The following is a 23,077-nucleotide window of genomic DNA, read 5'->3' on the forward strand; positions in this document are numbered from 1 at the left end:
CCCTGGCAACAGGGAAATGAGGGATTCCTTACATATAGTATACACAATTGCGGCGTAATTACAGCTCAAAATTGTATAGTGGTGTACTCAGGTAACGCTCACCATTACTTGGAATAATGACAACAATTCGTTTACCCTTGCCCAATTGCTTAGCCAGCTTCAAAGCCGCGTGAACAGCTGCACCGGAGGAAATACCCGACAAGATACCTTCTTCCTTGGCTACTTTACGCGCTACCTCGAAGGCTTCATCGTTTTCTACATGAATAATTTCATCGTAGATGTCACGGTTCAAAATTTCAGGAATAAAGTTGGCGCCCAGTCCCTGAATTTTGTGAGGACCTGGCTTGCCGCCAGCTAATAGTGGAGAAGAAGCCGGCTCTACAGCGACAATTTTAATTTCCGGGAATTCTTTCTTAAGCACTTCTCCGGCACCAGAGATGGTTCCGCCCGTACCTATGCCTGCTACAAAAGCATCCAGCGTTCCGCCGATGGAGCGAATCGCTTCCACAATCTCAGGACCCGTTGTTTCACGGTGAATTTTGACGTTAGCTTTATTTTTGAATTGCTCTGCAGCAAAATAATCCGGATTTTCACTCAGCAGCTCTTCCATTTTCTTAACGGAACCGTTCATACCTTCCGATCCAGGTGTCAACACCAGATCAGCTCCGTAAGCACGCAGCAGGTTACGGCGTTCTATACTCATCGTTTCTGGCATAACGATTACCGCCTTGTAGCCCTTCGCAGCAGCAACCATAGCCAAACCGATTCCTGTATTACCGCTAGTCGCTTCAATAATTGTACCGCCTGGTTTAAGCAGCCCTTCACGTTCAGCTTCCTCAACCATGCTAATCGCGATACGGTCCTTTACACTAGAGCCGGGGTTCTGATATTCCAGCTTCAGATAAATTTCAGCACTATCCTCCGGTACGAGTCGATTCAGGCGAACAAGGGGAGTGCCCCCAATAAGTTCGGTGATGTTATTAACGACTTTAGCCATAATAAGTTCCTCCCTGACTGTGATGTTATATTAAAAATTACGAAATCACATTTGTAGATCATTCTTGTTTTTAGGGTGGTTATTTAATTTCCGATAAAAATAGTTGGTTTTGTACGCTAATCATAACAATCTTCAATTCCAATGTCAATACAAGCGCTAAAAACACGATGCTGCTGACCCTCGTCTTCAGCACCGTGGTTCCTCAATCCAGTAACTTTGGACCATGCTCATAGAGAAGCAGATGGCACCCCTTTATCGGATAAAATACGCGCTCCATATTTATCACGCAAGCTTTTCTCGACATCTTCCAAAGGAGCCGCTTGGGCAAGCGCTAGAGAGCGACGGATTTGCTGCCGAATCTGTTCTTTGTCTGGAGAAGCTTTCAGGCGGATATCCTGTACATAGATAACGGCATAACCATCGTTAACAGAGATGGGACCAGCAACATCCCCAGAGCTTAGTTCTCTCGCCGCCTTCATAATCGCCTCCGGTTGAAATGGATCATACTCATCCACCCATCCTAGCTGTCCACTGGTATTCTTCCCAAAGGGCTGACCTGAAAATTCTTGAACCAGCGCATCAAACCTTTCTCCTTGTTTGACCCGTTCAAGCAACGCCTCTGCTTCCTCGACCTTAGGGACATAAAGGGCTGCCAGTTTGATCTGCTTACCGGCAGTAAATTCCTCAGGATGCTGCTTCCAATACTCGTCAATTTCCGCTTCCTTAATTTGAATTCCCTGCGTAGCTATTTTCTCCAGACCAATCCGGTATTCCGCTTCATTCCGCAAATCAACCGGACCTAGACCAAACTGCTGCTGCATTTCCTCAAAATAGGCTTGAGCCGAAGCATACCCTCTACTCTCCTGCTCCAGCACCTGCTGCAGATCATCTTGGGTGACTTTAATACCGAGACGCTTGGTTTCAGCTTGTACGGCTTTACGATTCAGCATTTGCAACAGCGTATTGGCTCCGTATCGCTTCTTCAGCTCTGCAACCCATTGTTCCTCCGATATGCCTTCCTGACCGATCTCCGCCACAGTATGATCGCCGTCATCCTTGCTTATATCACCCGGCTTTGCCAGCCCCCGAAGCATGATCAGACCACCCAAGGCGGTGACGCTAACGGTCAGGATAATGACGGCAGCCCATAATCCTTTCTCCCGTGTAGTCATCGCTCGCACCGCCTATCCAGTTAGGCTTTGGCCTGATTCAACAGATTTTGCAAATCATCCTTATTAAACTGATAAGCCTCATTACAGAAGTGGCACACAACTTCGGCCTGTCCCTCTTCCTCAATTAATTGTGTCAACTCGCTTTCTCCCAAGCTGATCAATGTTTTTTCCACACGCTCCCGTGAGCATTCACATTGAAAACGAATTTCCGTCTCGTCGAGAACCCGAACGTCCGGCAGCATCCAGCGCAGCATTTCATCAAGCTCCAGGCCTTGATCCAGCAGAGCTGTAACGGGTGGAAGTGAGCCAACCGCATTTTCAATGGCTGTGATCTCGTCATCATTCAGGCCGGGTAGCAACTGAATAATGAATCCGCCTGCCACAATAACGGAGTTATCGGTATCCACCAATACACCTAAGCCCACTGCGGACGGTGTCTGCTCCGACTTGGCAAAATAATAGGTGAAGTCCTCACCCAGTTCACCCGAAATAATCGGAATACTACCGCGATAAGGTTCTTTTAACCCCAGATCCTTAATAATATGAATAAAGCCTTCTGTACCTACGGCACCTGCTACATCCAGCTTACCCATGCTGTTGCTTGGCAAATGTACATGCGGTTCGGCAACATAGCCGCGTACCTCACCTGCAGCATTGGCATCCACGACGATTTGCCCAATCGGCCCGTCACCTTTAACTTGGATGGTCAGTCGCTCGTTGCCTTTTAGCATAGAACCCATAATGGCACCCGCTGTGAGTGTGCGTCCCAAAGCAGCGGTAGCGGTAGGATACGTATCATGTCTTCTCCGCAATTCCTCTGCCAACTGTGTTGTGCGAACAGCAAAAGCTCTAACCCTTCCATCCATGGCTGTTCCGCGAATAAGCCGATCCTGTTTCTTTTCCATATTGATATCCTCCCTATGCTCCAAGGCAGCTACGCTGCTTATTTTTGTTCGTGTTTGCGCTAAATTAAAGCATGATTTCCTGCTATATAAACAACCTGCATTGACAGATCACGCGAATCGTTCAAAAACGTAACATATTTCAGTATAGACGAAAAACGCCGCTAATCCAAACCGATAAAATCATCGGCTGGCCTCAGCGGCAGCTTATATCCACTTTTTTATTCAGCGTTACGCTGGTAAATGATGCGCAAGCCTTCGAGCGTCAACATCGGCAGCACCTTCTGAATGCTCTGTGTCTCGGATGCGATGAGCTCAGCAAGACCTCCAGTAGCAATAACCGTAGGCTCCGCCTGCATTTCTTCCTTAATGCGTCTCACAATGCCATCCACTTGCCCCGCATAGCCGAAAATAATCCCGGCCTGCATGGCATGAACGGTATTACGACCAATAACTTTTTTGGGTTTCTCCAGCTCGATACGGGGCAGCTTGGAAGCTCGTTGATACAATGCCTCCGTCGAAATTCCGATACCAGGCACAATCACTCCGCCCAGGTAATTCCCCTTATCATCAATACAGTCAAACGTCGTTGCTGTCCCAAAATCCACCACAACCAGCGGCCCGCCAAACCGCTCGACAGCAGCAACTGCGTTCACGATCCGGTCTGCCCCTACTTCACGCGGATTTTCATAACGCAGGTTAAGACCGGTTTTGATGCCCGGTCCGACGATTAACGGCGTTCTGCCTATGTATTTATCGCACATGTCCTCTAATACACGAACCAACGGCGGAACAACAGAGGAAATAATAACCCCTTGAATATCATCCTTTAATACGCCACCCATACCAAAAAGATTATGTATAAGTACGCCGTATTCATCTGCGGTTGCCTGTCTGGAGGTACTGATCCGATAATGATGCAGCAGCTCGGTCCCCTCGTACATCCCCAGAACAATATTGGTATTACCTACATCCACTACAAGAATCAAAGGGTGTCACCTAACTTTCTTTGCGTTAAGGTCAAGGCTGATATCCAGGTTATGAAAAGAGTATGTCAGCCTGCCTACAGAAATCACATCTACGCCGCTCTCAGCCATCGCACGTACTGTATCCAGCGATACATTGCCTGAGGCTTCTGTTTTGACATGTGGAGCCCGTTCACGAATGAAACGAACTGCTTCCTTCATATCCTGGACAGACATGTTGTCCAGCATAATAATATCCGCCCCGGCATCCAGAGCTTCCCGAACCTGCTCCATGTTCTCCGTCTCAACTTCAATGGTCATGGTGTGCGGTATATGAGTACGTGCTCGACTTACTGCCTGTGCAATCCCGCCAGCGCCCTTGATATGATTATCCTTAATCATAACCGCATCGTAGAGACCAAAGCGATGATTGGAGCCGCCGCCCACACGAACAGCGTATTTCTCCAGCAGTCGATGTCCCGGTGTTGTTTTGCGTGTGTCCACCAAGCGGGTGGTAAGTCCGTGCAATTGATCCACAAAAGATTGAGTCCGCGTTGCAATGCCGGACATCCGCTGAAGCAAATTGAGCGCAAGTCGCTCCCCGGTCAAAATCGAATGGGTGCTTCCACTCACTTCCGCCAGAATGCTACCCTTTTCGATCGCCTGCCCATCCGTCACCAACGGAGTGAATGACAAGGAAGGATCGACTACCTGAAATACAAGCGCAGCTACAGGCAAACCCGCAACGATGCCAGGCTCCTTGGCATGAATCACAGCCTTCGACTGGTGGCCCTGCTCAATCGTCCAGCGCGTGGTTACATCGCCAGAACCGGTATCCTCCCGCAGCCAGCCGCGAATCTGTGCCAACAGCTCTTCCTGATATCCGCTAAACTCTCCATAATGCTCGCTGTTAGATGTCATGAACACACTCCTCCGTTATGCCTTGCTCACGTCGCTGCTGAACATGCTTGTGCCATACGCTATCATCTGTCTTAGGAAAATCCTCGCGATAATGCGCTCCCCGGCTCTCTTCGCGTAGCAGCGCACCGTCTGTAACTAATAAAGCACAGGTGAGTAAATTGGCAAATTCGATCTCTTCCCGGCTAGTAACCGCAGCCTTAAATATAGGCATTTGGCCTTGCAGCTCATCTAACGCTGCTTGCAGCCCTTCCCCATGCCGACGAACTCCAGCATAACGAACCATTGTTTCTTGCAGCCTGTGCCGCTCCTCCACAACAGATGAAGCCAGGAGCTCTGCACGGTTATCGCCGTAAGCTAATAACGTATGACCGGCCAGCGGTGGCAATGAATGCAGCCGATCAATAATTCTGCTGCCAAATACGATAGCTTCAGATAGCGAATTGCTCGCCAGACGATTAGCTCCGTGAACACCTGTGGAAGAAACCTCCCCGCAGGCGAACAAACGCGCAATAGAGCTTTCCCCATACAAGTTGGTCTGAACGCCACCCATCATATAATGCGCGGCAGGTGCAATCGGAATCCAGTCTGTGGTCATATCTAGGCCAAAGGACAGACATGTCCGATAAATCGTAGGAAAACGCTGCTTAACCCGCTCGGGCGGCTCATGTGTAATATCCAGGTATACAAATGTAGCCTGGGTACGTTCCATTTCATGTACGATAGCACGGGCTACGATATCTCTGGGTGCAAGCTCTTGCCGGGAATCATACTGCTCCATGAACCGTTCTCCATGAATATTGCGCAGCATGGCCCCTTCCCCCCGTACGGCTTCAGAAATTAGAAACCTCGGAGCACCCGGATAGCACAACGCCGTCGGATGAAACTGTACGAACTCCATATCCCGCACAGCCGCTCCCGCACGATACGCCATAGCGATACCATCACCGGTTGCGATATCCGGGTTGGTGGTATAGCGGAATAATTGCCCGCTTCCGCCTGAGCATAAAATCGTTGCATTGGCAGTTACGTACAATCTTTCGCCATCCGGCCTTTGGACGAGAGCCCCAATACATTCGCCATGCTCAGTCAACAGGTCGATGACCATACACTCTTCCCACACTTCGATAGCGGGATGAGCAGCAACCTGCTCTGACAGCGCACGAACAACTTCATACCCGGTAGCATCTCCGTTCGCATGCAAAATGCGCCGATGACTATGTGCGCCTTCCCGTGTCAGGGCAAGTTCGCCATCCTCCCTGTCAAAGGCTGTCCCCAATCGTATTAGCTCCTGTATGCCCTCCGGCCCCTCATGAACAAGCGCTCTCACGGCCTCTGGTTCACACAAGCCTGCACCAGCAATCAAGGTATCCTGCATATGAGAAGCAGGTGTATCCTCGTCCGATGTGACAGCGGCGATGCCGCCTTGCGCATAACGCGTGTTGCTTTCCATCAAAGCCTTCTTGGTAATCAGCAACACGTTCCGATCTTCCGCGGCCTTAATCGCCGTATATAAGCCTGCAATGCCCGAGCCGATAATTAACACGTCGGCTTCCAATTTAGTCAATTCCGCTACATCAAAATCAACTAGATATCTTGGAATCATGCCTTCACCTGATTTCACAGAGAATAGCGCACACCATAGATTGTACAGTATGCGCTCACGGTATAAGTTCTAAAGGATAGAAAGTCAATTGCAGCGGCTGTTGGCTTGTATATGTCAAGAACACGACAGCCGTTTATTTAACAATAAATGTACACAACGTTCCTCTGTCTGTCAAATCACGTCAGCAATCTTCTGCCATATTTTAAAAAGCTCCGGAAAACCAAAAGTTACTGGTTCCCCGGAGCTTATATATGCGCTTATTCAACGATCCAACCTGAAAATCAGGTTGTTGTCGGTGGAGTACCACCGGAGTTGCCCGAATTGTTATCATCCTCTGGCTTCTGCAGATTAGGGATATCATTCGGTTGATCCGTCGTATTCTTAGGCTCGTCATCCTTGCCTTGAATACGTACACGAACGTCTCCAATGTTATCGATCACAGGTTCACCTTTTTCCGGTGTTCCTTCACCCTCATTCGTGCTGCCGTCCAAAGAACCTGTCTCGATCAAACGTTTAATTTGTTCAAGTTCCAGGGTTTCTTCTTGCAGCAGGGTTTGAGCGATCAGATGAACCTCTTTGGAATGCTTGGTCAGGAGCTCTTTGGCACGCTCATAAGAGTCAGTGATGAAGCGATTCATCTCTTGGTCAATCTGATAAGCGATCTGATCACTGTAATTCTGCTCATGACCGATATCCCGTCCAAGGAAAACCTGACCTTGCGAAGTACCAAACTGCATTGGGCCGAGCTTCTCACTCATACCGTATTCCACAATCATGCTGCGTGCGATGCTTGTTGCTTGCTGGAAGTCACTGTAGGCTCCCGTACCGATTTCGCCGATAAACAGTTCCTCGGATACGCGTCCACCCAGCAAACCAGTAATTTTGTCCAGCAATTCCTGCTTGGTTGTCAGCATGCGATCTTCCTTCGGAAGCATGATGACATACCCGCCTGCACGTCCACGTGGAATGATCGTTACCTTGTGAACCATGTCGGCGTTTTCCAGGAAATAGCCGATAATCGTATGGCCTGCTTCATGGTAGGCAACAATTCGTTTCTCGCGGTCACTGATTACGCGGCTGCGTTTTTCTGTACCTACGATTACACGGTCGATAGCTTCATCTACTTCGCGCATCGAAATATCTCTGCGGTTACGACGGGCTGCCAGCAAAGCAGCTTCGTTCAGCAGATTTTCCAGATCAGCACCTGTAAAACCTGTTGTGCGTTTCGCGATTACATCCAATTTAACATCCTTCGTCAACGGCTTGTTGCGTGCGTGTACATGCAATACAGCTTCGCGGCCTTTAACGTCTGGACGGTCAACTGTAATTTGACGGTCAAAACGTCCCGGACGAAGCAATGCCGGGTCCAGAATATCCGGACGGTTGGTAGCCGCTACGATAATGATACCTTCGTTCGCGCCGAATCCATCCATCTCTACGAGCAATTGGTTGAGCGTTTGCTCACGTTCATCGTGTCCGCCACCCAATCCGGCGCCACGTTGACGTCCAACCGCATCAATCTCATCGATGAAAATGATACATGGTGCGTTCTTCTTCGCATTTTCAAACAAATCGCGAACACGGGAAGCACCGACACCGACGAACATTTCTACAAAGTCAGAACCCGAAATGCTGAAAAAAGGAACTCCTGCTTCGCCTGCAACGGCTCTGGCCAAGAGTGTTTTACCCGTTCCCGGAGGGCCCACTAATAGGACACCCTTTGGAATACGAGCGCCCACAGCAGCGAACTTACGCGGGTCCTTCAAGAATTCTACGACTTCGACAAGCTCCTGCTTCTCTTCGTCAGCCCCTGCCACGTCCTCGAAGGTAACCTTCTTCTTCTCTTCGTTGTACAGACGGGCCTTGCTCTTGCCAAAGTTCATAACTTTGCCGCCGCCGCCCTGTGCCTGATTAAACAGGAAGAAGAACAGCAGGAACATGATCACCAAAGGAATGATAGAAGTCAAAAACGTCAACCAGATGCTTTCGCCTTCCATCTTCTTCTGCACGTATTCAAACCCATTCGTTTCGCTGGCATTGACCAGTTCACTCAGTGCTTGATCCGTTGGCGGAACATATACGGAAAAATTAATGGATTTGGCATCAGCCGGCTGCTTCTTATATGCACCGGTTACAAGATAGGCGTAACCGTCAAATTGGACCGTTACTTTAGAGATGTTATTCGCTTTAACCTCTTGCCGTAATTGGTCATATCTAGGGAGATCGGAGGCTTCGTTACTGTTGCTAACAAACTGAACGATACCCACCACAACTAAAAAAAGAATCAAATAAAAACCAGAATTCCGGATGAACCGATTCATCCCCTACCTCCTCTCGAGACACTTAAGTTATTTTACCATAGCCTGTAAGTCCTTCTCAACAAAGGGCCTTATTTAGTCCTAGGACTGGAGGCTGAGATTAGCTGGTGTAGATTTCCGGCTTCAAAATCCCTATGTATGGGAGGTTCCGGTAGTGCTCGGCATAATCCAGACCATAACCGACAACAAATGCATCCGGAAGCGTAAATCCGGTATAATCCGCTTCAAGATCAACGGCTCGGCGTGCAGGCTTGTCGAACAAGGTTACGACACATACCGAATTGGCATTACGGTTCTTAAGCAGTTCAATTAAATGTGTCAGCGTCAGACCGCTGTCGATAATATCTTCGACAATCAGAACGTCGCGTCCTTCAACCGATGCGTCCAAATCTTTAATGATTTTAACGACACCTGAGGATTTGGTGGACACTCCGTAACTTGATACAGCCATGAAATCAAGCTCCAATGGCACTGTAATGGATTTAACCAAATCAGCCATAAAGATAAACGCACCCTTCAGCACGCAAATCACCAATGGATTCTTTCCTTCATATTTTACGCTAAGCTGTGCGCCCAATTCCTTAATTTTACTCTGAATTTCTTCTTCGCTGATCAATACTTCCTGAATATCATTCTGCAACGGTGTAAACCTCCTAAGTTTATACTATGAAAGCCGTTCCTGTGCGACTATCGGTGCCCCGGACTCTTCCGTCTTTGCCATGACATGTATATAACCGAAGACGTGTGCTTTTGCACTGCGGCATGTACAGAACGCCGCACGCCCGGAATCCAGAGAATAGCTCCGGATTGGTCACAGACGATGGGAATAACGGAACGCAGTGAAGGAGGAATTTTTCCATCAATGAAAATATCTTTAACCTTTTTTCTTCCGTTTAATCCCATGACATGCATGGCATCTCCAGGTAATCGTGAGCGTATGGTCAACGGCAAACTCAATTCATCTGCGTCAAACCATGCTTCCTCCTCATTCGCCGGATAGGGTCCATCCGAATAGGAGATTCTCCGCCACCGAAGTACACCACCCGCCTCAGGCAATTCAAGCTCGCCAGACATAGGCAATACGTCTAGTCCATAACACCATTCGCCCATAGGTCCTTGCGTTCGGTCAAACAACCCCGCTTGGTCATATTCGCGGACTCCAACCGCACCGCCACCCAAGTCCAAACTCCACGTGGACGGTTGTTCCTGTAGAAGTCTCAGTCGAACGGTCTCAATTTTACGAAAATCAAAATTATCACTGTCCGAAGGCAGATAATTTAATATTAGTTTAATCAACCTCCGTTGTAAAGCAACGGGTAGCTTGCGATAGGAAGCAATGGAAAACATGTATCTCCCGTTATCCAAGCGTACCAATTCCTCGTATACCGACAGCGTAGATGCTTCCATAAAATCATTCTCTTCAGCCATCGTTTCGGCCAGTCGGTTGAGGGATGGAGTCAGTTGCTCATTATATTGCCCCAAAAAAGGAAGCACATCCATGCGAATAGCGTTGCGGCGGTATTTGGAGGTCAGATTAGTGCTGTCCGTCACATAGGAAAGGCTATAAAACCTGCAGAACTCAATCAGGTCAGCCTTGTACATACGCAGCAACGGGCGAATGAGTTGCACATTTTTTTCCGTGCGTGCCAGACGCATACCGGCCAAACCCGCTGGACCGCTGCCGCGCAGCAGATGCAGAAGGACTGTTTCGGCCTGATCGTCGCCATGGTGGGCCATCGCAATACGCTGCGCTCCCCATTTTGCAGCTGTATCATGCAAAAAGGAATAGCGCAGCTCACGGGCCGCTTCCTGCGGGCCTTTTCCGCTTTCCTTCATATAGACGGGTACATCAACCCGAATCATTTCAAACGGAATTTCCAGCTTTCGGGCTATGCTGCGTACCTCTTCAGCCTCCGCATCCGATTCCTCTGGCCTGAAGCCATGATGGACGTGAGCACAGATGAGCTGCAAAGGCATATGTATAACGGATATTTCATGTAAAATGTGCAAAAGGGCCACCGAATCCGGCCCACCGGATACAGCAACCACAATGCGGTCTCCGGGGCTCCACAGTGAATGATCTCGCGCGAGGGCGAGCACTTCCTGTACAACACCGGTCGGTTTGGTTGTTCCCATTGACGACCCTCTCTTCTCCCGACCGTAACAATGATGATCATCTGTAATCTTATGTAAGTCATGCCGCTACCGCAACGCTATCCAGAGCGCCCCAGCCAGCAGCAAAAGTGAAACCGTGAAAGCATATCCCAGCCAGCGTGGATTCCCTCGTTTGGCCGACGATTGCCTGACATGTGTTGAAGCCAGATGCGACCAGGATCGGGCCGCTGCACGAGTATCGGAATATTCTCCGCGCACTGCACCGAGCAGCCATTCGGCATAGGGACGCAATACGCGGCTGCGGCGAATGATAACCGTCAATTCTGCCGTATTGCGTAGCTGCGGCAACCTGCTCGCAGCAGCCTTTAACTGTTCGCCCTCCAATATATGAATGGTTAGAAGAGCAAAGGCAAACAGGTCATACTGGGGATCGGCGTTTCGGTTGCCAGCATTCCAGAATCCTCTGTCATACCATTCTGTAAATTGTTTTACACTCCTGCCTGCAAGAGATACTCCGCCATAATCAATTAATTCGGCTTCTCCATAGGCATTAACCAAAATATTTTGCGGCTTCAGGTCACCAAACACCCATCCCGCCTGATGCAGCTCCGCCAAACGATTAAGGATTCCGGTTCCAGCTACACCGTACCATTCCGCCCCTTTGGCTGCAACAAAACGATGAAGCGGATCGCCCTTGACGTATCGCATGACATAAAAGGGAATCTCTCCACTGCGTAAAACCACATCGTCTACTTCAAACAAAAAGGGAGGACTCCCATTTTTTTGGAATACCGCCTTGGTTCCCCGAGACTGCAATGTAGTCAGCACATTAATCTCTGATTGCAGATCCAGCGTGTTTCTTCCCATTTTCAGAGCAAAATGCCGATCGGCCTGTGCTTCTTTTACCAAATATACAGTTCCGTTCGCTCCCCGGCCCAGCAGGCGCTGAATGACATAGCTGCTCCGCTTCCACTTGCCCTTGATGACCGTTCCGGGTGCAAGAACGGGATCAGACGACGTAGTCACCGAGCATCCCTTCTCCTTTATCATAGGATTCTTCCATATCTTTCTGTTCTCCTAGTGTAACATATCGGTAGTAATCAATCACTTGTAAAATGGCTGGACCTGTCGGCGTCGCTCCTTTCATCCGCAGACGTCCGAACAGCGATTTGATCTGGCTCAGCTCAGAGGTCCAGCCGATATCCATGACCGCGTCTTCACCCATTCGACCCCCTGGAAAATGAAATACAGATATGCGGCTGAGTCCACTCCTGGACTGCAAGCTGAGCAACAAATCGCGAATGCTGTCCTCTACAGCAGGAAGTTTGGGCTTCATGCTCGCACTGGCATCAATGAGCAAAGCAATTTCCAGGGTGCTGGTCTCTGTCAGCTCGTCCATCACCTCCACCACCTGAGCCCGTTTGGCCGGAGGCAGCTCACCGATATTCCGGGCTCCGCCCTCACCCAAAATATGCGTTAACTCTCTATTAACCGCCTGCTGAATCGTTTGAACCACCGTTTTACGCGTCATCATCTGCATGGTCTGTGCCAGCTGCTTCGTGCCTACGATTTGGCTGAATCCTCCCCCAGCTTTAGCAATTTCACGAATCTCCGTACTGCCAAGCTCGCCTATGGTTCCATAATCTATGACTCCGGCGACATTCACTGTAATGCCTTCCTGTAAAGCCTGAGCAGCCGCTATGACCGGACTTACACCTACATTGGAACATCCATCTGTAATGATCAAAATTTGCTTCATCGCTTTTTGACCTCCGCTTCCTCTTAATCTATCCCGATAGATTCTATCTTTGCCTATTCCGGAACGATTCAAACGAAGAATGCGGATTTTTAAAAGCGAGAAGGTAATTTCCCGGGCAATGTCGGTTTAACTCACCGTCCGTGGCCGCTCCGCCCAGCTCATACCAGGTACATGAAGGGTCGCCCACTCTGGACGGTAATGATCTATTTTACTAACAACAACCGTCATATCATCATAGATTTGATTTTGTTGGTAACGAATAACTCGTTCCAACAAGCAATCGGCCAGCTGCTGCGGGTCATCACTTTCAATTTCCTGGATCATGCGCTTCATCCATATTTCCTTATTGACCGCATAACCAGGCGAATCGTATATACCGTCTGTAATCATGATGAGAATATCACCCGGCTGTAGCTGAAGCGACACCAAATCCACCTCAATATCCTGTATAATGCCAATTGGCAAATTACTGGCAGATACAGGAATGACCTCCTCCCCCCTTTTAATAAAGCTCGGCGTAGACCCAATCTTCATGAAGGTCGTTCGGGCCGTGTACTGGTCAATCAGCGCCATATCGACGGTGGCATACATTTCCTCGGGTGATCGCAGCATTAGGACAGAGTTAACCGACTTGATCGCCAATTTTTCATCCATCCCCGATTGCAGCAATTCCTCCAAAATATTTAGGGCCGCGCTGCTCTCCTGCTGCGCACGCTCCCCATTCCCCATCCCATCGCTCAAGGAGACTGCAAAGGTTCCGTTCCCCAGCTCCATGGTGCTATAGCTGTCCCCTGAGAAAAAATCTCCTCCCTTGGCGGCGCTTGCTACTCCTGTAGCCACCTCATACGTCTTGGCAGAGCCAAACATGACGGTGGCCAAGCCTTGGCGGCGATCTGCCGCCGTTTCGCGCATCACGGCAATATGCTCGTCCAATATGTCCGACAGCAGTGGAGCAATGATTTTCCGACATTCATCGAATCCCCTTGTATAGGCATGGACAATCTCGATTTCTACCTGGCCTGCGTCCAGATTAATAATCTCAATCGATTGGATGGACAAGCCGAGCCGCTCAAGCGCCTCCCGTATTTGCTCCTCCTGCCGATGCATGGTCTGTCCTTCCCGCTGAATTTCCCGCGCCAAATCCTCCATAATCTGTGATACACCCGATAGCTGGTCAGCAACAAGCTGACGACTGTCGTATACTTGGCGCTTCCATTGCATATTATGCTGATAGAGACTATATTGCTGCTTCATCACCTGCAGTACAGCGCCCGTTTTGGCGCAAGCTTTGCTCCATTGCGGCGGCATCTGCTCCGGCTCCAAATTGGGGTTATCCTCGATGGCGCTCATCATTTCCGTCATATACTGATGAGTTTGCATAAACTTGCTGTCCCAGCACTGCTCGCACTTGAAGCAGGAGGCGCACGTGCCTTCCGCTACGGCATTCATAAAATGCTCAATTTCTCCGTCCGGCTTCCCGCCCTCGCTCGCAGATATCTGATGAAAGCTGCGGGATAGCTGGCTGAATACGCGGGAAAATTTTGTCACCCGCTCTGCGGTGAGGTCGCGAACCCTTTTGGCGTATTCATGCTGGGACTTGGCGTGATCCTGTGTACCGGGAACATAGGTAGAAATCGCTTTAAAGAAACTTTTTGGAGTTATTAGAAATAATAAAATGGCTGCACAACTCTCCCAGGTCGATATCAGCACATCTCCGGTCCCATCCAGATAGATCGTTAAAATGGAAGAGCCCAGCAGCATCCCAAGTGCAACAGCACCCTTTCGTCCTTCACGCAGCATCCCTGCCAGCAAGCCTGCAAAAGCAAGCAAGCTCATCTGCACAATCGCAGACATATTGGCCAAGCTTAATATCAGACCGGTAATCACACCAACCGAAGCACCTAGTGAAGCGCCCCCAACCAAAGCAAACACCAAGACCAAATATCGTGACAGGACATGATCGACAGACAGTGATTGAATGGTCCATCCTACCGCTCCTGTCATAACAGAGGCCAGTAAAATAATGAGACACAAAATTTCCTCATTTTTGAGCTGGCTTGTCTTTTTTCGGTACGTAAATAATGGAATCGCTTGCGTGAACACCAGTGTAAGCATAAAGCTGAGAACCGCATCCGTTCCCACAATGACAAGATCATACCATGTGAACGATGGAGCCATCACAGCGTTAAATAAATTGACCATGAACACAGACAGGAAAACCATCAGCGGGGCATAGGATAATTCCAGACGATCAAAGGCTCGCAGCCCGCGAAACAAGAGATAAAATACAATCAGCTCACCTCCAATCATGAACAACGATGGATAGGGAGCCAGTAAACTGCCCAGCAATACCGATACAGCGACAGGCAGCATCAGATCACGGCGCAGGAATGTAATGACCGCAAAATAAGCGAGGGCAAAAGGAGAAAGCTCGTCCAAAATCATGGCGCGCCCCAGTAAAAGTCCCATAGCCGACAATAGCAGCATCCATCTTTGCGCCACTACCCATTGCACCGCTTTATGTGAATCCAGCCGCTTCTTGAGTCTGGAAGTCCAACCTTCCGTACGTTCTTTGGATCTGGACTTTCTAGATTTCAAACCCGGAAATTGTACCACGTTCCATTTCTCCATCATGCGTCAGGCACCCCATTCATCAATTTGATGTTCCCATCTTAAACCGGAACGATTGAGAAAGTTTGTCAGAACCTCACGCCTTATTCCAAGAAATTTCCGACAAAAAAACGTTCTGCGCGAAAGGACAGAGCATCGGCCTGAAAATCAAGCTACACGCGTATGGAAGCGGATGGAAGTTGCACCAATCCTTCACCTGCGTAGCCTCTCCCTGTCGTCCATTACTACGTCCATACTAGCGATTTGCACAGAAGATAGACGGAAAACCGTTGGAGTTTGTCGGACGATTAGGTAGACACGACAAAAAAAACATACACTTTCCAGTACAATTGTTCTTCGATTGTTCAACAAATCATGATTCTCATCATATGCTCGCAGACTGACAGCTATCTGTATCTCTCTGCAGCGCTTGCCTGCCTCATGTGCTGTCGGTAAAACGCAAAAAAACCGTAGCAGTCTTTCGACTGTACGGTTTTCCGTGTATGGTTGATACGGTTGTCAAAGTGAATTAAACACGCTTCGCGCCGCGTCCTCCGCGTTTACCCTCGGTGTTCTTTTTCAGCGACGAAATGCGTTCCTCACTATCTTTCAGGAAGCGTGACATTTTATCCTCAAATGAAGTTTTACCCGGTGCAGGCTTAAAAGAACGGCCTCCACGATCGCGGTTGAAACCACCACGTCCCTGACTTGGACCTGAACCTCCACCGCCGAAACGGTCTCCTCCACCTGTTCCTCCTGTACGCTCCGGTCTTGGAGCTCTTGGCGGACGGGCTTCACTTGCCGGCTTGTCAATCGTTTGCTTAATGGAAAGTCCAATTTTGCCATCTTTGTCAACATTAATGACTTTCACCGTCACGACATCATTAATCTTCAGGTGATCGTTAACATCCTTAACGTAGTTATCGGCGATTTCCGAGATGTGAACGAGACCCGTGACACCTCCAGACAAATCCACAAATGCTCCAAAATGCGTGATGCCTGTCACTTTGCCCTCTAACTTGGTGCCCACTTCAATTGCCATAGAATAAAATGATCCTCCCTTAAAATATACAACCGATTTTTTGCAAAAAAATCCCGCTGTGGTGATTTGATTATACAAAATGGCGGAACTAAGGTCAACTAAGCATTGGCCCGATAATGCTCCTATTTCTGATCTCCGATGATCGGCGTCTCTTCCGGTTTGTAGAGACCATATTTGCTTCTGGCAATCTCTCCAATGTATTCGGGGTCCTTGAGACGATTCACTTCGGTTTGAAGCTGTTGTTCTGTTTGTGTAGCAGCTTGCTTCTGCTTTTCCTTCTGGGTGAGCTGTTCACTTCGATCAGCCATAGTCATCTCTTGAGAAAAAAAGGTGAAAATGGCCCAACTACCAAAGGCGGCAAGCGATAGCAACCAAATCATGATTCGCCTGCGCCCGCCCGCGTTGGACTTGGACGTAGGAGATGAATGGCGATCTACAGACGAATTACGCATGATACTACCTCCTTCCAAACCATTCTTTTGCTATGTTTTTCAATCTGATGCCGAGCTTCACGAGTCGCTCTGGAGTTTTCCAGCGCGCTTTGAGCGGACCGATTAGCCATAGAATCGGCTTCCAAACTGGCATCAAGATGTATATCAGCATCCTTCCCAGGAACACGATAAGTGCCCATGTCCATCCGACCAGCTTGCGTACCAGCCGATACAGCGCCAACACCGGAAGAACAATCAGGATGCGCAGTATGCTGTTCACGATCAACGTCAGTCTGCGGACGATCTCTAATAACATTACCACAAAACGTTGGGTTGTAACACTAAAGGCCCAAAAATAGAGCCAAACCCCCAAAAGTAGTCCTAAAAAGACATAAAACCGCAGCTCACCGCGATTACTCGCGTACAGCACACGGAAAATAAACAGCGCCGAGGCCACCCAGTACAGCACGTCCAACATATGAACGCTCCAACGGGCAAAATGAAAGCGGATGGACAGCACCCGGTAGCTGTCAAACACCACTCCCATGGCTATGCCCGACAGCAGCATCCACGTCAACGTCAGCCATTGTGTGTGAGGGTTCATTTGAAGAGCTTGCCGAATAGGCTTTTTCCATTTTTGGCTGGGGCCCCGGGCTCCAGGTAAACGAGGGAATGAATCTGACCTTCTATGGACAGCAGCCCCTCTTCCAGACTGAGATTTTTGATATGTAAATGTTGTCCGCGAATGGTGAGATGGCCCAGCTCGGTCTGAAGCAGAAACTCTTCACTGTCAAAGCTCTCCACATTGCTGACGCCTGAGATATCGAGCTGTTTGCGGCTTTGCATGCGCAAATCATGATGCTTGGGCTTCCCTTGTTCAATCATGGCATGTACCCCTCCTTCTGTTCTTAGCTTATGAGAGGGGCCATATGATTTAGAACTGCTTTTGCTCTACAGAAAAAAAACACCCCTTCATCAAATGATGAAGAAGTGCTTTCATGTACAACGTGATGAGAAAATCCGATGCCTGCTTACCAGTTCAAACCGTTCTCCCTGGCGATAGGCTCTTCTTTCACCAAAGTGTACATACTTGCAGCCTCGTCCTTGCGTGTGGTGTCGGCGAGCCGTTCCACTCGCACAGTCACCAGCTTTTGGCCAAATTGGACGGTGATCTCATCGCCTACTTTGACCGCACTGCTCGGCTTGGCTTCGCGTCCGTTCACCACCACTCTCCCCTGTTCGGAGACATCCTTGGCTACAGTACGCCGCTTGATCAGCCGCGAGACTTTCAAGAATTTATCAAGACGCATTAGTTAACGGCTTCTTTAAGCTTATTACCAGCTTTAAAAGCAGGAACGGTCGATTCTGGAATTTCAATCGTGTTGCCGGTTTGTGGGTTGCGACCTGTACGGCTGGAACGCTTGCGCGTTTCGAAAGTACCGAAGCCGATCAGTTGCACTTTGTCGCCACTAGCGAGTGCATCTGTAATTTCACCAAGAACGCCATTCAATACAGCTTCAACGTCACGTTTGCTCAAACCGCTTTTGCTGGAAATATTGTTGATCAAATCTGTCTTGTTCATAGATAAAAGCCTCCCAAATGTCAAAAAATAATCATCACGCTGCATGTCCATATATGGAGCAGACGTGAGGTCAAGCTGCGGCCGAAGCCTCTCTGAATTCAACTGCAGCACGTTTGTCTGTAAGCTACAGTTATTTTCAGAATTACTACAAGTTATTCTGGCTTGTCCCTAAAAATCCTGCAATGGCAGGTGTTTTTTTATTGGACCCCAGTTAAGCCAACATCCTACTACAAAACGCTCCCCATTGGCAAGTCTTCCAAACCTGCGTGCTTTTAAACCGGGATGCCTCCAAATCAGTATGCCTTCAAGCCGGATATATTTTCAACCCCATGAACCGGACCATGGTGCAAAGGAACGGCATAGCTAAACACTGTCAGGGAGCTTTTTTGCCTCTTGCCAGTAGATTTCCATTTCTTCTACGCTGCTGTCCTCAGGACGACGTCCCTGCTCACGTAATTTTTGCTCAATATACTGGAATCGTTTTACAAATTTTCGATTCGTGGCAGACAACGCCTCTTCCGGGTCTACTCCCATAAATCGGGCTGCATTCACAGCAACGAATAATACATCACCCAGCTCCAGCAACTGTGCTTCTACAGAATGTCCTTCACGGACTGCTTCCTTCAATTCAGCCACTTCTTCGTCCAGTTTGTCAAATACACCTTCAATGCCATCCCAGTTGAAGCCTACTTTAGCTGCTTTCTTCTGAAGCTTGTACGATTTCATGAGCGCAGGCAAATCACGTGGAACACCATCGAGTACAGAAGGCTGTGCAGATGCTGTCCCTTTAAGCCGTTTTTCCTCAGCTTTCATCTGCTCCCAATTTTGCAGCGCCTCTTCCGCATCATTCGCCTGGTTGTCGCCAAATACGTGCGGATGGCGGAAAATGAGCTTATCATTCAGTCCTTGAATCACGTCATACACATTGAAGGTTCCGACTTCCTCTTCCATTTGGGCATGCAGCAAAATTTGCAGCAACAAATCGCCCAGCTCCTCCTTCATATGGTCAGGGTCATCCTCATCTATCGTTTCGATGACTTCATAAGTTTCCTCGATCAGATTTTTGCGGATGGACTGATGGGTCTGTTCACGATCCCATGGACATCCTTCCGGGCTGCGTAAAATATCGACAATCTCGTGCAGACGATCAAAGGATCGCCGCTTGAGCGCCTCATCCTCACTGCGTGGTATGTACACCAGCGACAGGTTTCCGTAGCCCTCCACCCGGTCCAGCTCGTACAGAGGCACCTTATGTACCGCTTCCTCCCCTTCCACCCCAAGGGCGTGGCCGACATACACTTCATAATCGTCAGGATAACGTTCCATCAAGCACAGCTTCACATCGGATGCAGTAAAGGTGTCATACACTTGCCCGATCAGCGTGTGTAGCTGAGGCTGAAGCCAGCTCGCATCCAGCGTTCCCGCATCCAGCAGCTGGAAACCCTCAATCGGATCAAATCCAAGTCGTACAAAAGCTTCATCCAGAAAACTTTCGCCGCCCAGGATATTCAGCTTGATGCCTTCCCCAGGACAACGTTCCTTAAGCAGCTGTACCGCTGCTTCCGCCACCATCGGGTGACCGGGAACAGCATAGACAATCTCGCTTCCATCCACCGCCTTAGCAGCCGTTGCGATCAATTGACTGGTAATTTCCTCATATACTTCTGGAAAAGATTCCTTTGTCTCATACACTGTGTCAAACGACTCAAAAGCCACTTCAAACTCATCCAGCACTTTAACCGCCGGATGCTCCCTTGTCCGCAGGTATAGCGCTGAAGCGCCCCGCATTTTGTTCAATATCCCTATCGTAAGCTGATCGGGATCTCCCGAGCCCAAGCCTACGACCGTTAATGTTACGCTCATATCCCATCCTCCGTTCCGCAGAAACAAGGCATGCTCCGAAAAATACACAGCGCATCCCACTTCCGCTTCCTTTCTTTGGCATTTACTATACCACAAAGTTGTATAGACTCGTAAAATGGCTGTGCCGCTCCGCTTCACACTGTAAGCGGCACAGCCAAGGCTACGCCAGCACGCGCAGTCGCCGCAGCACGGCTGCCAGCGGGCGTCCGAGCTTGGGCACCGCCACAAGCTCGGCCTCCGTGATCAGCCTCAAGCGAGCGAGGCCGATCACGAACACCACGGCGCCTGCAGCTACGCCCAGCAGGCTTTCCGCTGCTGCTGTGGCACGGCCACCAGCAGCCCATCCCAAGGCACCCAGCACAGCGCCGGTGCCCCAGGAAGCCGCCACAGCCGTACAGGCCAAGGCGGCCAGCAACGCCGCCGGCTTGAGCACGCTGGCGGACCAGCTCCCGCGCAGGCCCACGAGGCGGGCCAGCAGCGCGATGTTGATCACCGCCGCGAGCAGATAGGCGGCGGCTCCCGCGATGGCGGCTCCCGCCGTGCCGAGCTGCGGCACAAGCAGCCAGTTCAGCAAGGCCTTGGCTGCGGCGGCAGCGAGCATCGCCAGAGCTGGCGCGCGAACTGCGCCAAGCCCTTGCAGCAGCGCTGCCGAGATGATGCTGAGCGTGCCGCCTACGGCGGTCAGCGCCATCCAGCGCATGATCTCGCTGCCGGTATCATCCGCGTACAGCATCACGTTCACGGGCACGGCCAGCACGATCAGACCTGTCGCGGCAGCCAGCCCCAGCAGCCAAAACCAGCGCAAGGATTGCTCGCACTGGCGGCGCGCCAGCTCCGTGCCGCCGGTCACCCGGGCCTCTGCCAGCGATGGGATGAACAATGCCGACAGAGTCGTGGCAAACATCATGACCAGCTGTACCAGCGGCAGACCGCGGTTATAGATGCCGAAGGCGACCATCACCGCCGTATCGTCCAGGCCCTCCTGCTTTAATAAGCGGGGGACGGTGAACGTGTCTACCAGGTTAATTAACGGAACAGCCAGCGCTCCAAGACACACAGGCAAAGCATAACGCAGCAATGCTTTTAGCAAAAAGCCGTAGCTCTCGGTCCCCTGGGCCTCTCCAGCCTGTCCCCTTACTGCCCCGGCTGCACTCTCCAGCACACCTGATACGACAGCACGACTGCCACTCGCCACATCATCCACCGTTCTTTCTCGGGCGCCAGCATGTCCTGTCGCAGTCTCCTGTATGGCCATTTGTCCGATCTTCTCCACAGGCTGCGAAGCCTGCTCAGACAGCTCCTCCTGCCTTCTGAGCTTCTTCCTGTGGTTGCGCCAGAATAGCAGCATGACGACCAGTCCCGCTGCACCACCCGCTGCTGAACCAAACACAGCCCCAGCGGCAATCATATCCGCCCCCGCTCCCTGCGACAGCATGAGCAGCAGCAGTACGATCATCACACTTACCCGGACCGCCTGCTCCGTCACTTGGGAGACAGCGGTCGGGATCATATTTTGCAAGCCTTGAAAATATCCTCTCAGCCCTGCCATAACCGGCACGAACAAAAAGGCAAATGCCGCCGCCCTCACCGATGGAATGACGTGAGCATTATCGATCCACAGACTGATTAGCGGGGCACACGTATACATCAGCACCCCCAGAATCAAACCGAAGATGCCCAATACCAACGAAGATAACCGAGCGACCCTTTGGCCTGCTGCCCGGTTTCCCACCGCCTCATACTCAGCTACAAATTTGGATATCGCAGCCGGAAATCCAGCAGCTGCAATGGTAATGAACAGCGTATAAAAAGGATAAACCGTATTATAAATACCAAACACACCGTCGCCGCCGATATTTTGTAGCGGAATTTTTTGCAAAGTACCGATCAGCTTGCTCGCTACCGCCGCCAGTGTCAAAATGACAGCACCCCGTAGCAGCCGCGAAGCGGCGCGATTTTCCTGCATTCCCCGTCTCCACTCCTACCTGAAATATGCATCTTACACGATTCCTATTATACCGCCTCTTCTCCCGGAAAGAAAAAAACCCTGTACAACGGAGGACGGCTTTTGCCATCCTGTACGCCGTACAGGGGGTGAAACGGGGTGTTACTGTTCCATTTGCTTGCCCAGGAAGCCAGCGGCCGTTTCGGCCATTTTGATCTCCATTTCAGACATTTTTACATTCTCGTCCTTATTCAGCAAAATAACCGAACCAATGGGATCGCCACCGGAAACAATGGGAGCCGTCACAAAGGACGAGATTGTTTCTTCGTGGTCACGAGTCAGCTCATAGGAGCCGCCGGCTGTTTCCAGCACCGTTTTGCGATTATCCATACTATTTTCGATAATGCTGCCAATCGGCTTGTCCAAAAACTCCTTTTTGGAGCCTCCAGCCACCGTAATAATGGTGTCCCGATCGGTAATCATCGTAATATGGCCTGTGCTTTCAAACAGGGACTCAGCATATTCTTTGGCGAAATCACCAAGCTCACCAATAGGTGAATATTTTTTCAAAATGACTTCTCCGTCACGATCCACAAAGATCTCAAGCGGATCTCCTTCACGAATTCTCAAGGTGCGGCGAATTTCCTTCGGAATAACTACACGCCCAAGGTCATCAATACGGCGAACTATACCAGTAGCTTTCATTTCACATGTTGCCCCACTTTCCCAAGAAGAATTTAGTCAACTACTGACGGTATCGAAAGACGCTTCCACTCCCCCGGAAGCGGTCACGAAGAACGTCACGGTCATGGTGTTTATGGTGATATCTGACCATAGTATTCATCTGTTCCC

21 protein-coding genes are annotated in these 23,077 nt (G+C 49.9%); all 21 read right to left on the bottom strand.

Annotation, left to right across the window (positions count from 1 at the left end; all coding sequences use genetic code 11):
* Positions 1-58: 58 nt before the first annotated feature.
* The 21 genes from cysK to spoVT all read right to left on the bottom strand — a co-directional run bounded on the left by cysK (position 59) and on the right by spoVT (position 22,930).
* Positions 59-997, bottom strand: coding sequence for a cysteine synthase A (gene cysK, locus B4V02_RS24900; protein ID WP_094156819.1), 939 nt, complete (start codon positions 995-997; stop codon positions 59-61).
* Positions 998-1,224: 227 nt separating this feature from the next.
* Positions 1,225-2,169, bottom strand: a complete 945-nt coding sequence (locus tag B4V02_RS24905; RefSeq protein WP_094156820.1) for a peptidylprolyl isomerase — start codon at positions 2,167-2,169, stop codon at positions 1,225-1,227.
* Between the two features lie 20 nt (positions 2,170-2,189).
* Positions 2,190-3,074 carry an Hsp33 family molecular chaperone HslO gene (gene hslO, locus B4V02_RS24910; protein WP_094156821.1) on the bottom strand — a complete coding sequence of 295 codons (885 nt, stop codon included), beginning with the start codon at positions 3,072-3,074 and terminating at the stop codon, positions 2,190-2,192.
* 218 nt (positions 3,075-3,292) lie between these two features.
* Positions 3,293-4,060, bottom strand: a complete 768-nt coding sequence (locus B4V02_RS24915; protein ID WP_007428042.1) for a type III pantothenate kinase — start codon at positions 4,058-4,060, stop codon at positions 3,293-3,295.
* 6 nt (positions 4,061-4,066) lie between these two features.
* A complete protein-coding gene (gene nadC / locus B4V02_RS24920) occupies positions 4,067-4,957 on the bottom strand; it encodes a carboxylating nicotinate-nucleotide diphosphorylase (RefSeq protein WP_094156822.1) in 891 nt (296 codons plus the stop codon).
* Complete coding sequence (nadB, locus tag B4V02_RS24925) at positions 4,947-6,560, bottom strand: L-aspartate oxidase (protein WP_094156823.1); 1,614 nt, start codon at positions 6,558-6,560, stop codon at positions 4,947-4,949. Before nadB ends, nadC begins: the two co-directional genes overlap by 11 nt.
* 281 nt (positions 6,561-6,841) lie before the next feature.
* On the bottom strand, positions 6,842-8,881 hold the full coding sequence (gene ftsH / locus B4V02_RS24930) for an ATP-dependent zinc metalloprotease FtsH (protein WP_007428039.1): 2,040 nt from the start codon (positions 8,879-8,881) through the stop codon (positions 6,842-6,844).
* 97 nt (positions 8,882-8,978) lie between these two features.
* The gene (gene hpt / locus B4V02_RS24935; protein ID WP_007428038.1) at positions 8,979-9,518 is read right to left on the bottom strand and encodes a hypoxanthine phosphoribosyltransferase; all 540 of its coding nucleotides are present in this window, start codon (positions 9,516-9,518) and stop codon (positions 8,979-8,981) included.
* A 47-nt stretch (positions 9,519-9,565) separates the two neighbouring features.
* On the bottom strand, positions 9,566-11,014 hold the full coding sequence (gene tilS, locus B4V02_RS24940; protein ID WP_094156824.1) for a tRNA lysidine(34) synthetase TilS: 1,449 nt from the start codon (positions 11,012-11,014) through the stop codon (positions 9,566-9,568).
* A gap of 66 nt (positions 11,015-11,080) precedes the next feature.
* On the bottom strand, positions 11,081-12,019 hold the full coding sequence (locus B4V02_RS24945) for a protein kinase domain-containing protein (RefSeq protein ID WP_007428036.1): 939 nt from the start codon (positions 12,017-12,019) through the stop codon (positions 11,081-11,083).
* Positions 12,003-12,752, bottom strand: coding sequence for a vWA domain-containing protein (locus B4V02_RS24950; RefSeq protein WP_094156825.1), 750 nt, complete (start codon positions 12,750-12,752; stop codon positions 12,003-12,005). Before B4V02_RS24950 ends, B4V02_RS24945 begins: the two co-directional genes overlap by 17 nt.
* Before the next feature lie 126 nt (positions 12,753-12,878).
* Entirely contained in the window at positions 12,879-15,386 is a 2,508-nt protein-coding gene (gene spoIIE, locus B4V02_RS24955) for a stage II sporulation protein E (RefSeq protein WP_094156826.1), read from the bottom strand.
* 505 nt (positions 15,387-15,891) lie between these two features.
* Positions 15,892-16,404 (bottom strand): S1 domain-containing RNA-binding protein, encoded by a 513-nt coding sequence (locus B4V02_RS24960; protein ID WP_007428033.1) that lies wholly within the window; start codon positions 16,402-16,404, stop codon positions 15,892-15,894.
* A 122-nt stretch (positions 16,405-16,526) separates the two neighbouring features.
* Positions 16,527-16,856 carry an FtsB family cell division protein gene (locus B4V02_RS24965; RefSeq protein WP_007428032.1) on the bottom strand — a complete coding sequence of 110 codons (330 nt, stop codon included), beginning with the start codon at positions 16,854-16,856 and terminating at the stop codon, positions 16,527-16,529.
* Positions 16,857-16,860: 4 nt separating this feature from the next.
* Positions 16,861-17,439, bottom strand: a complete 579-nt coding sequence (gene yabQ / locus B4V02_RS24970; protein ID WP_094156827.1) for a spore cortex biosynthesis protein YabQ — start codon at positions 17,437-17,439, stop codon at positions 16,861-16,863.
* Positions 17,436-17,720 (bottom strand): sporulation protein YabP, encoded by a 285-nt coding sequence (gene yabP / locus B4V02_RS24975; protein WP_007428030.1) that lies wholly within the window; start codon positions 17,718-17,720, stop codon positions 17,436-17,438. Before yabP ends, yabQ begins: the two co-directional genes overlap by 4 nt.
* Before the next feature lie 146 nt (positions 17,721-17,866).
* Positions 17,867-18,145, bottom strand: coding sequence for an RNA-binding S4 domain-containing protein (locus B4V02_RS24980; RefSeq protein WP_007428029.1), 279 nt, complete (start codon positions 18,143-18,145; stop codon positions 17,867-17,869).
* Positions 18,145-18,417 carry an HU family DNA-binding protein gene (locus B4V02_RS24985; protein ID WP_007428028.1) on the bottom strand — a complete coding sequence of 91 codons (273 nt, stop codon included), beginning with the start codon at positions 18,415-18,417 and terminating at the stop codon, positions 18,145-18,147. The genes B4V02_RS24980 and B4V02_RS24985 overlap by 1 nt, the downstream gene beginning before the upstream one ends.
* A gap of 363 nt (positions 18,418-18,780) precedes the next feature.
* The gene (yabN, locus tag B4V02_RS24990; protein ID WP_094157085.1) at positions 18,781-20,280 is read right to left on the bottom strand and encodes a bifunctional methyltransferase/pyrophosphohydrolase YabN; all 1,500 of its coding nucleotides are present in this window, start codon (positions 20,278-20,280) and stop codon (positions 18,781-18,783) included.
* Between the two features lie 160 nt (positions 20,281-20,440).
* Positions 20,441-22,246: a putative polysaccharide biosynthesis protein gene (locus B4V02_RS24995; protein ID WP_094156828.1), complete on the bottom strand. Its 1,806-nt coding sequence runs from the start codon at positions 22,244-22,246 to the stop codon at positions 20,441-20,443.
* A 141-nt stretch (positions 22,247-22,387) separates the two neighbouring features.
* Positions 22,388-22,930, bottom strand: coding sequence for a stage V sporulation protein T (gene spoVT, locus B4V02_RS25000; protein ID WP_007428023.1), 543 nt, complete (start codon positions 22,928-22,930; stop codon positions 22,388-22,390).
* Positions 22,931-23,077: the final 147 nt, after the last annotated feature.

This window comes from Paenibacillus kribbensis (assembly GCF_002240415.1).
In the GTDB taxonomy this organism is placed as follows: domain Bacteria; phylum Bacillota; class Bacilli; order Paenibacillales; family Paenibacillaceae; genus Paenibacillus; species Paenibacillus kribbensis.

Coding starts and splice junctions, on each gene's coding strand:
- cysK (WP_094156819.1), bottom strand. CDS start 997: ATGGCTAAAGTCGTTAATAACATCACCGAACTTATTGGGGGCACTCCC.
- B4V02_RS24905 (WP_094156820.1), bottom strand. CDS start 2,169: ATGACTACACGGGAGAAAGGATTATGGGCTGCCGTCATTATCCTGACC.
- hslO (WP_094156821.1), bottom strand. CDS start 3,074: ATGGAAAAGAAACAGGATCGGCTTATTCGCGGAACAGCCATGGATGGA.
- nadC (WP_094156822.1), bottom strand. CDS start 4,957: ATGACATCTAACAGCGAGCATTATGGAGAGTTTAGCGGATATCAGGAA.
- nadB (WP_094156823.1), bottom strand. CDS start 6,560: ATGATTCCAAGATATCTAGTTGATTTTGATGTAGCGGAATTGACTAAA.
- ftsH (WP_007428039.1), bottom strand. CDS start 8,881: ATGAATCGGTTCATCCGGAATTCTGGTTTTTATTTGATTCTTTTTTTA.
- tilS (WP_094156824.1), bottom strand. CDS start 11,014: ATGGGAACAACCAAACCGACCGGTGTTGTACAGGAAGTGCTCGCCCTC.
- B4V02_RS24950 (WP_094156825.1), bottom strand. CDS start 12,752: ATGAAGCAAATTTTGATCATTACAGATGGATGTTCCAATGTAGGTGTA.
- spoIIE (WP_094156826.1), bottom strand. CDS start 15,386: ATGATGGAGAAATGGAACGTGGTACAATTTCCGGGTTTGAAATCTAGA.
- B4V02_RS24960 (WP_007428033.1), bottom strand. CDS start 16,404: ATGGCAATTGAAGTGGGCACCAAGTTAGAGGGCAAAGTGACAGGCATC.
- B4V02_RS24965 (WP_007428032.1), bottom strand. CDS start 16,856: ATGCGTAATTCGTCTGTAGATCGCCATTCATCTCCTACGTCCAAGTCC.
- yabQ (WP_094156827.1), bottom strand. CDS start 17,439: ATGAACCCTCACACACAATGGCTGACGTTGACGTGGATGCTGCTGTCG.
- yabP (WP_007428030.1), bottom strand. CDS start 17,720: ATGATTGAACAAGGGAAGCCCAAGCATCATGATTTGCGCATGCAAAGC.
- B4V02_RS24980 (WP_007428029.1), bottom strand. CDS start 18,145: ATGCGTCTTGATAAATTCTTGAAAGTCTCGCGGCTGATCAAGCGGCGT.
- B4V02_RS24985 (WP_007428028.1), bottom strand. CDS start 18,417: ATGAACAAGACAGATTTGATCAACAATATTTCCAGCAAAAGCGGTTTG.
- yabN (WP_094157085.1), bottom strand. CDS start 20,280: ATGAGCGTAACATTAACGGTCGTAGGCTTGGGCTCGGGAGATCCCGAT.
- B4V02_RS24995 (WP_094156828.1), bottom strand. CDS start 22,246: ATGCAGGAAAATCGCGCCGCTTCGCGGCTGCTACGGGGTGCTGTCATT.
- spoVT (WP_007428023.1), bottom strand. CDS start 22,930: ATGAAAGCTACTGGTATAGTTCGCCGTATTGATGACCTTGGGCGTGTA.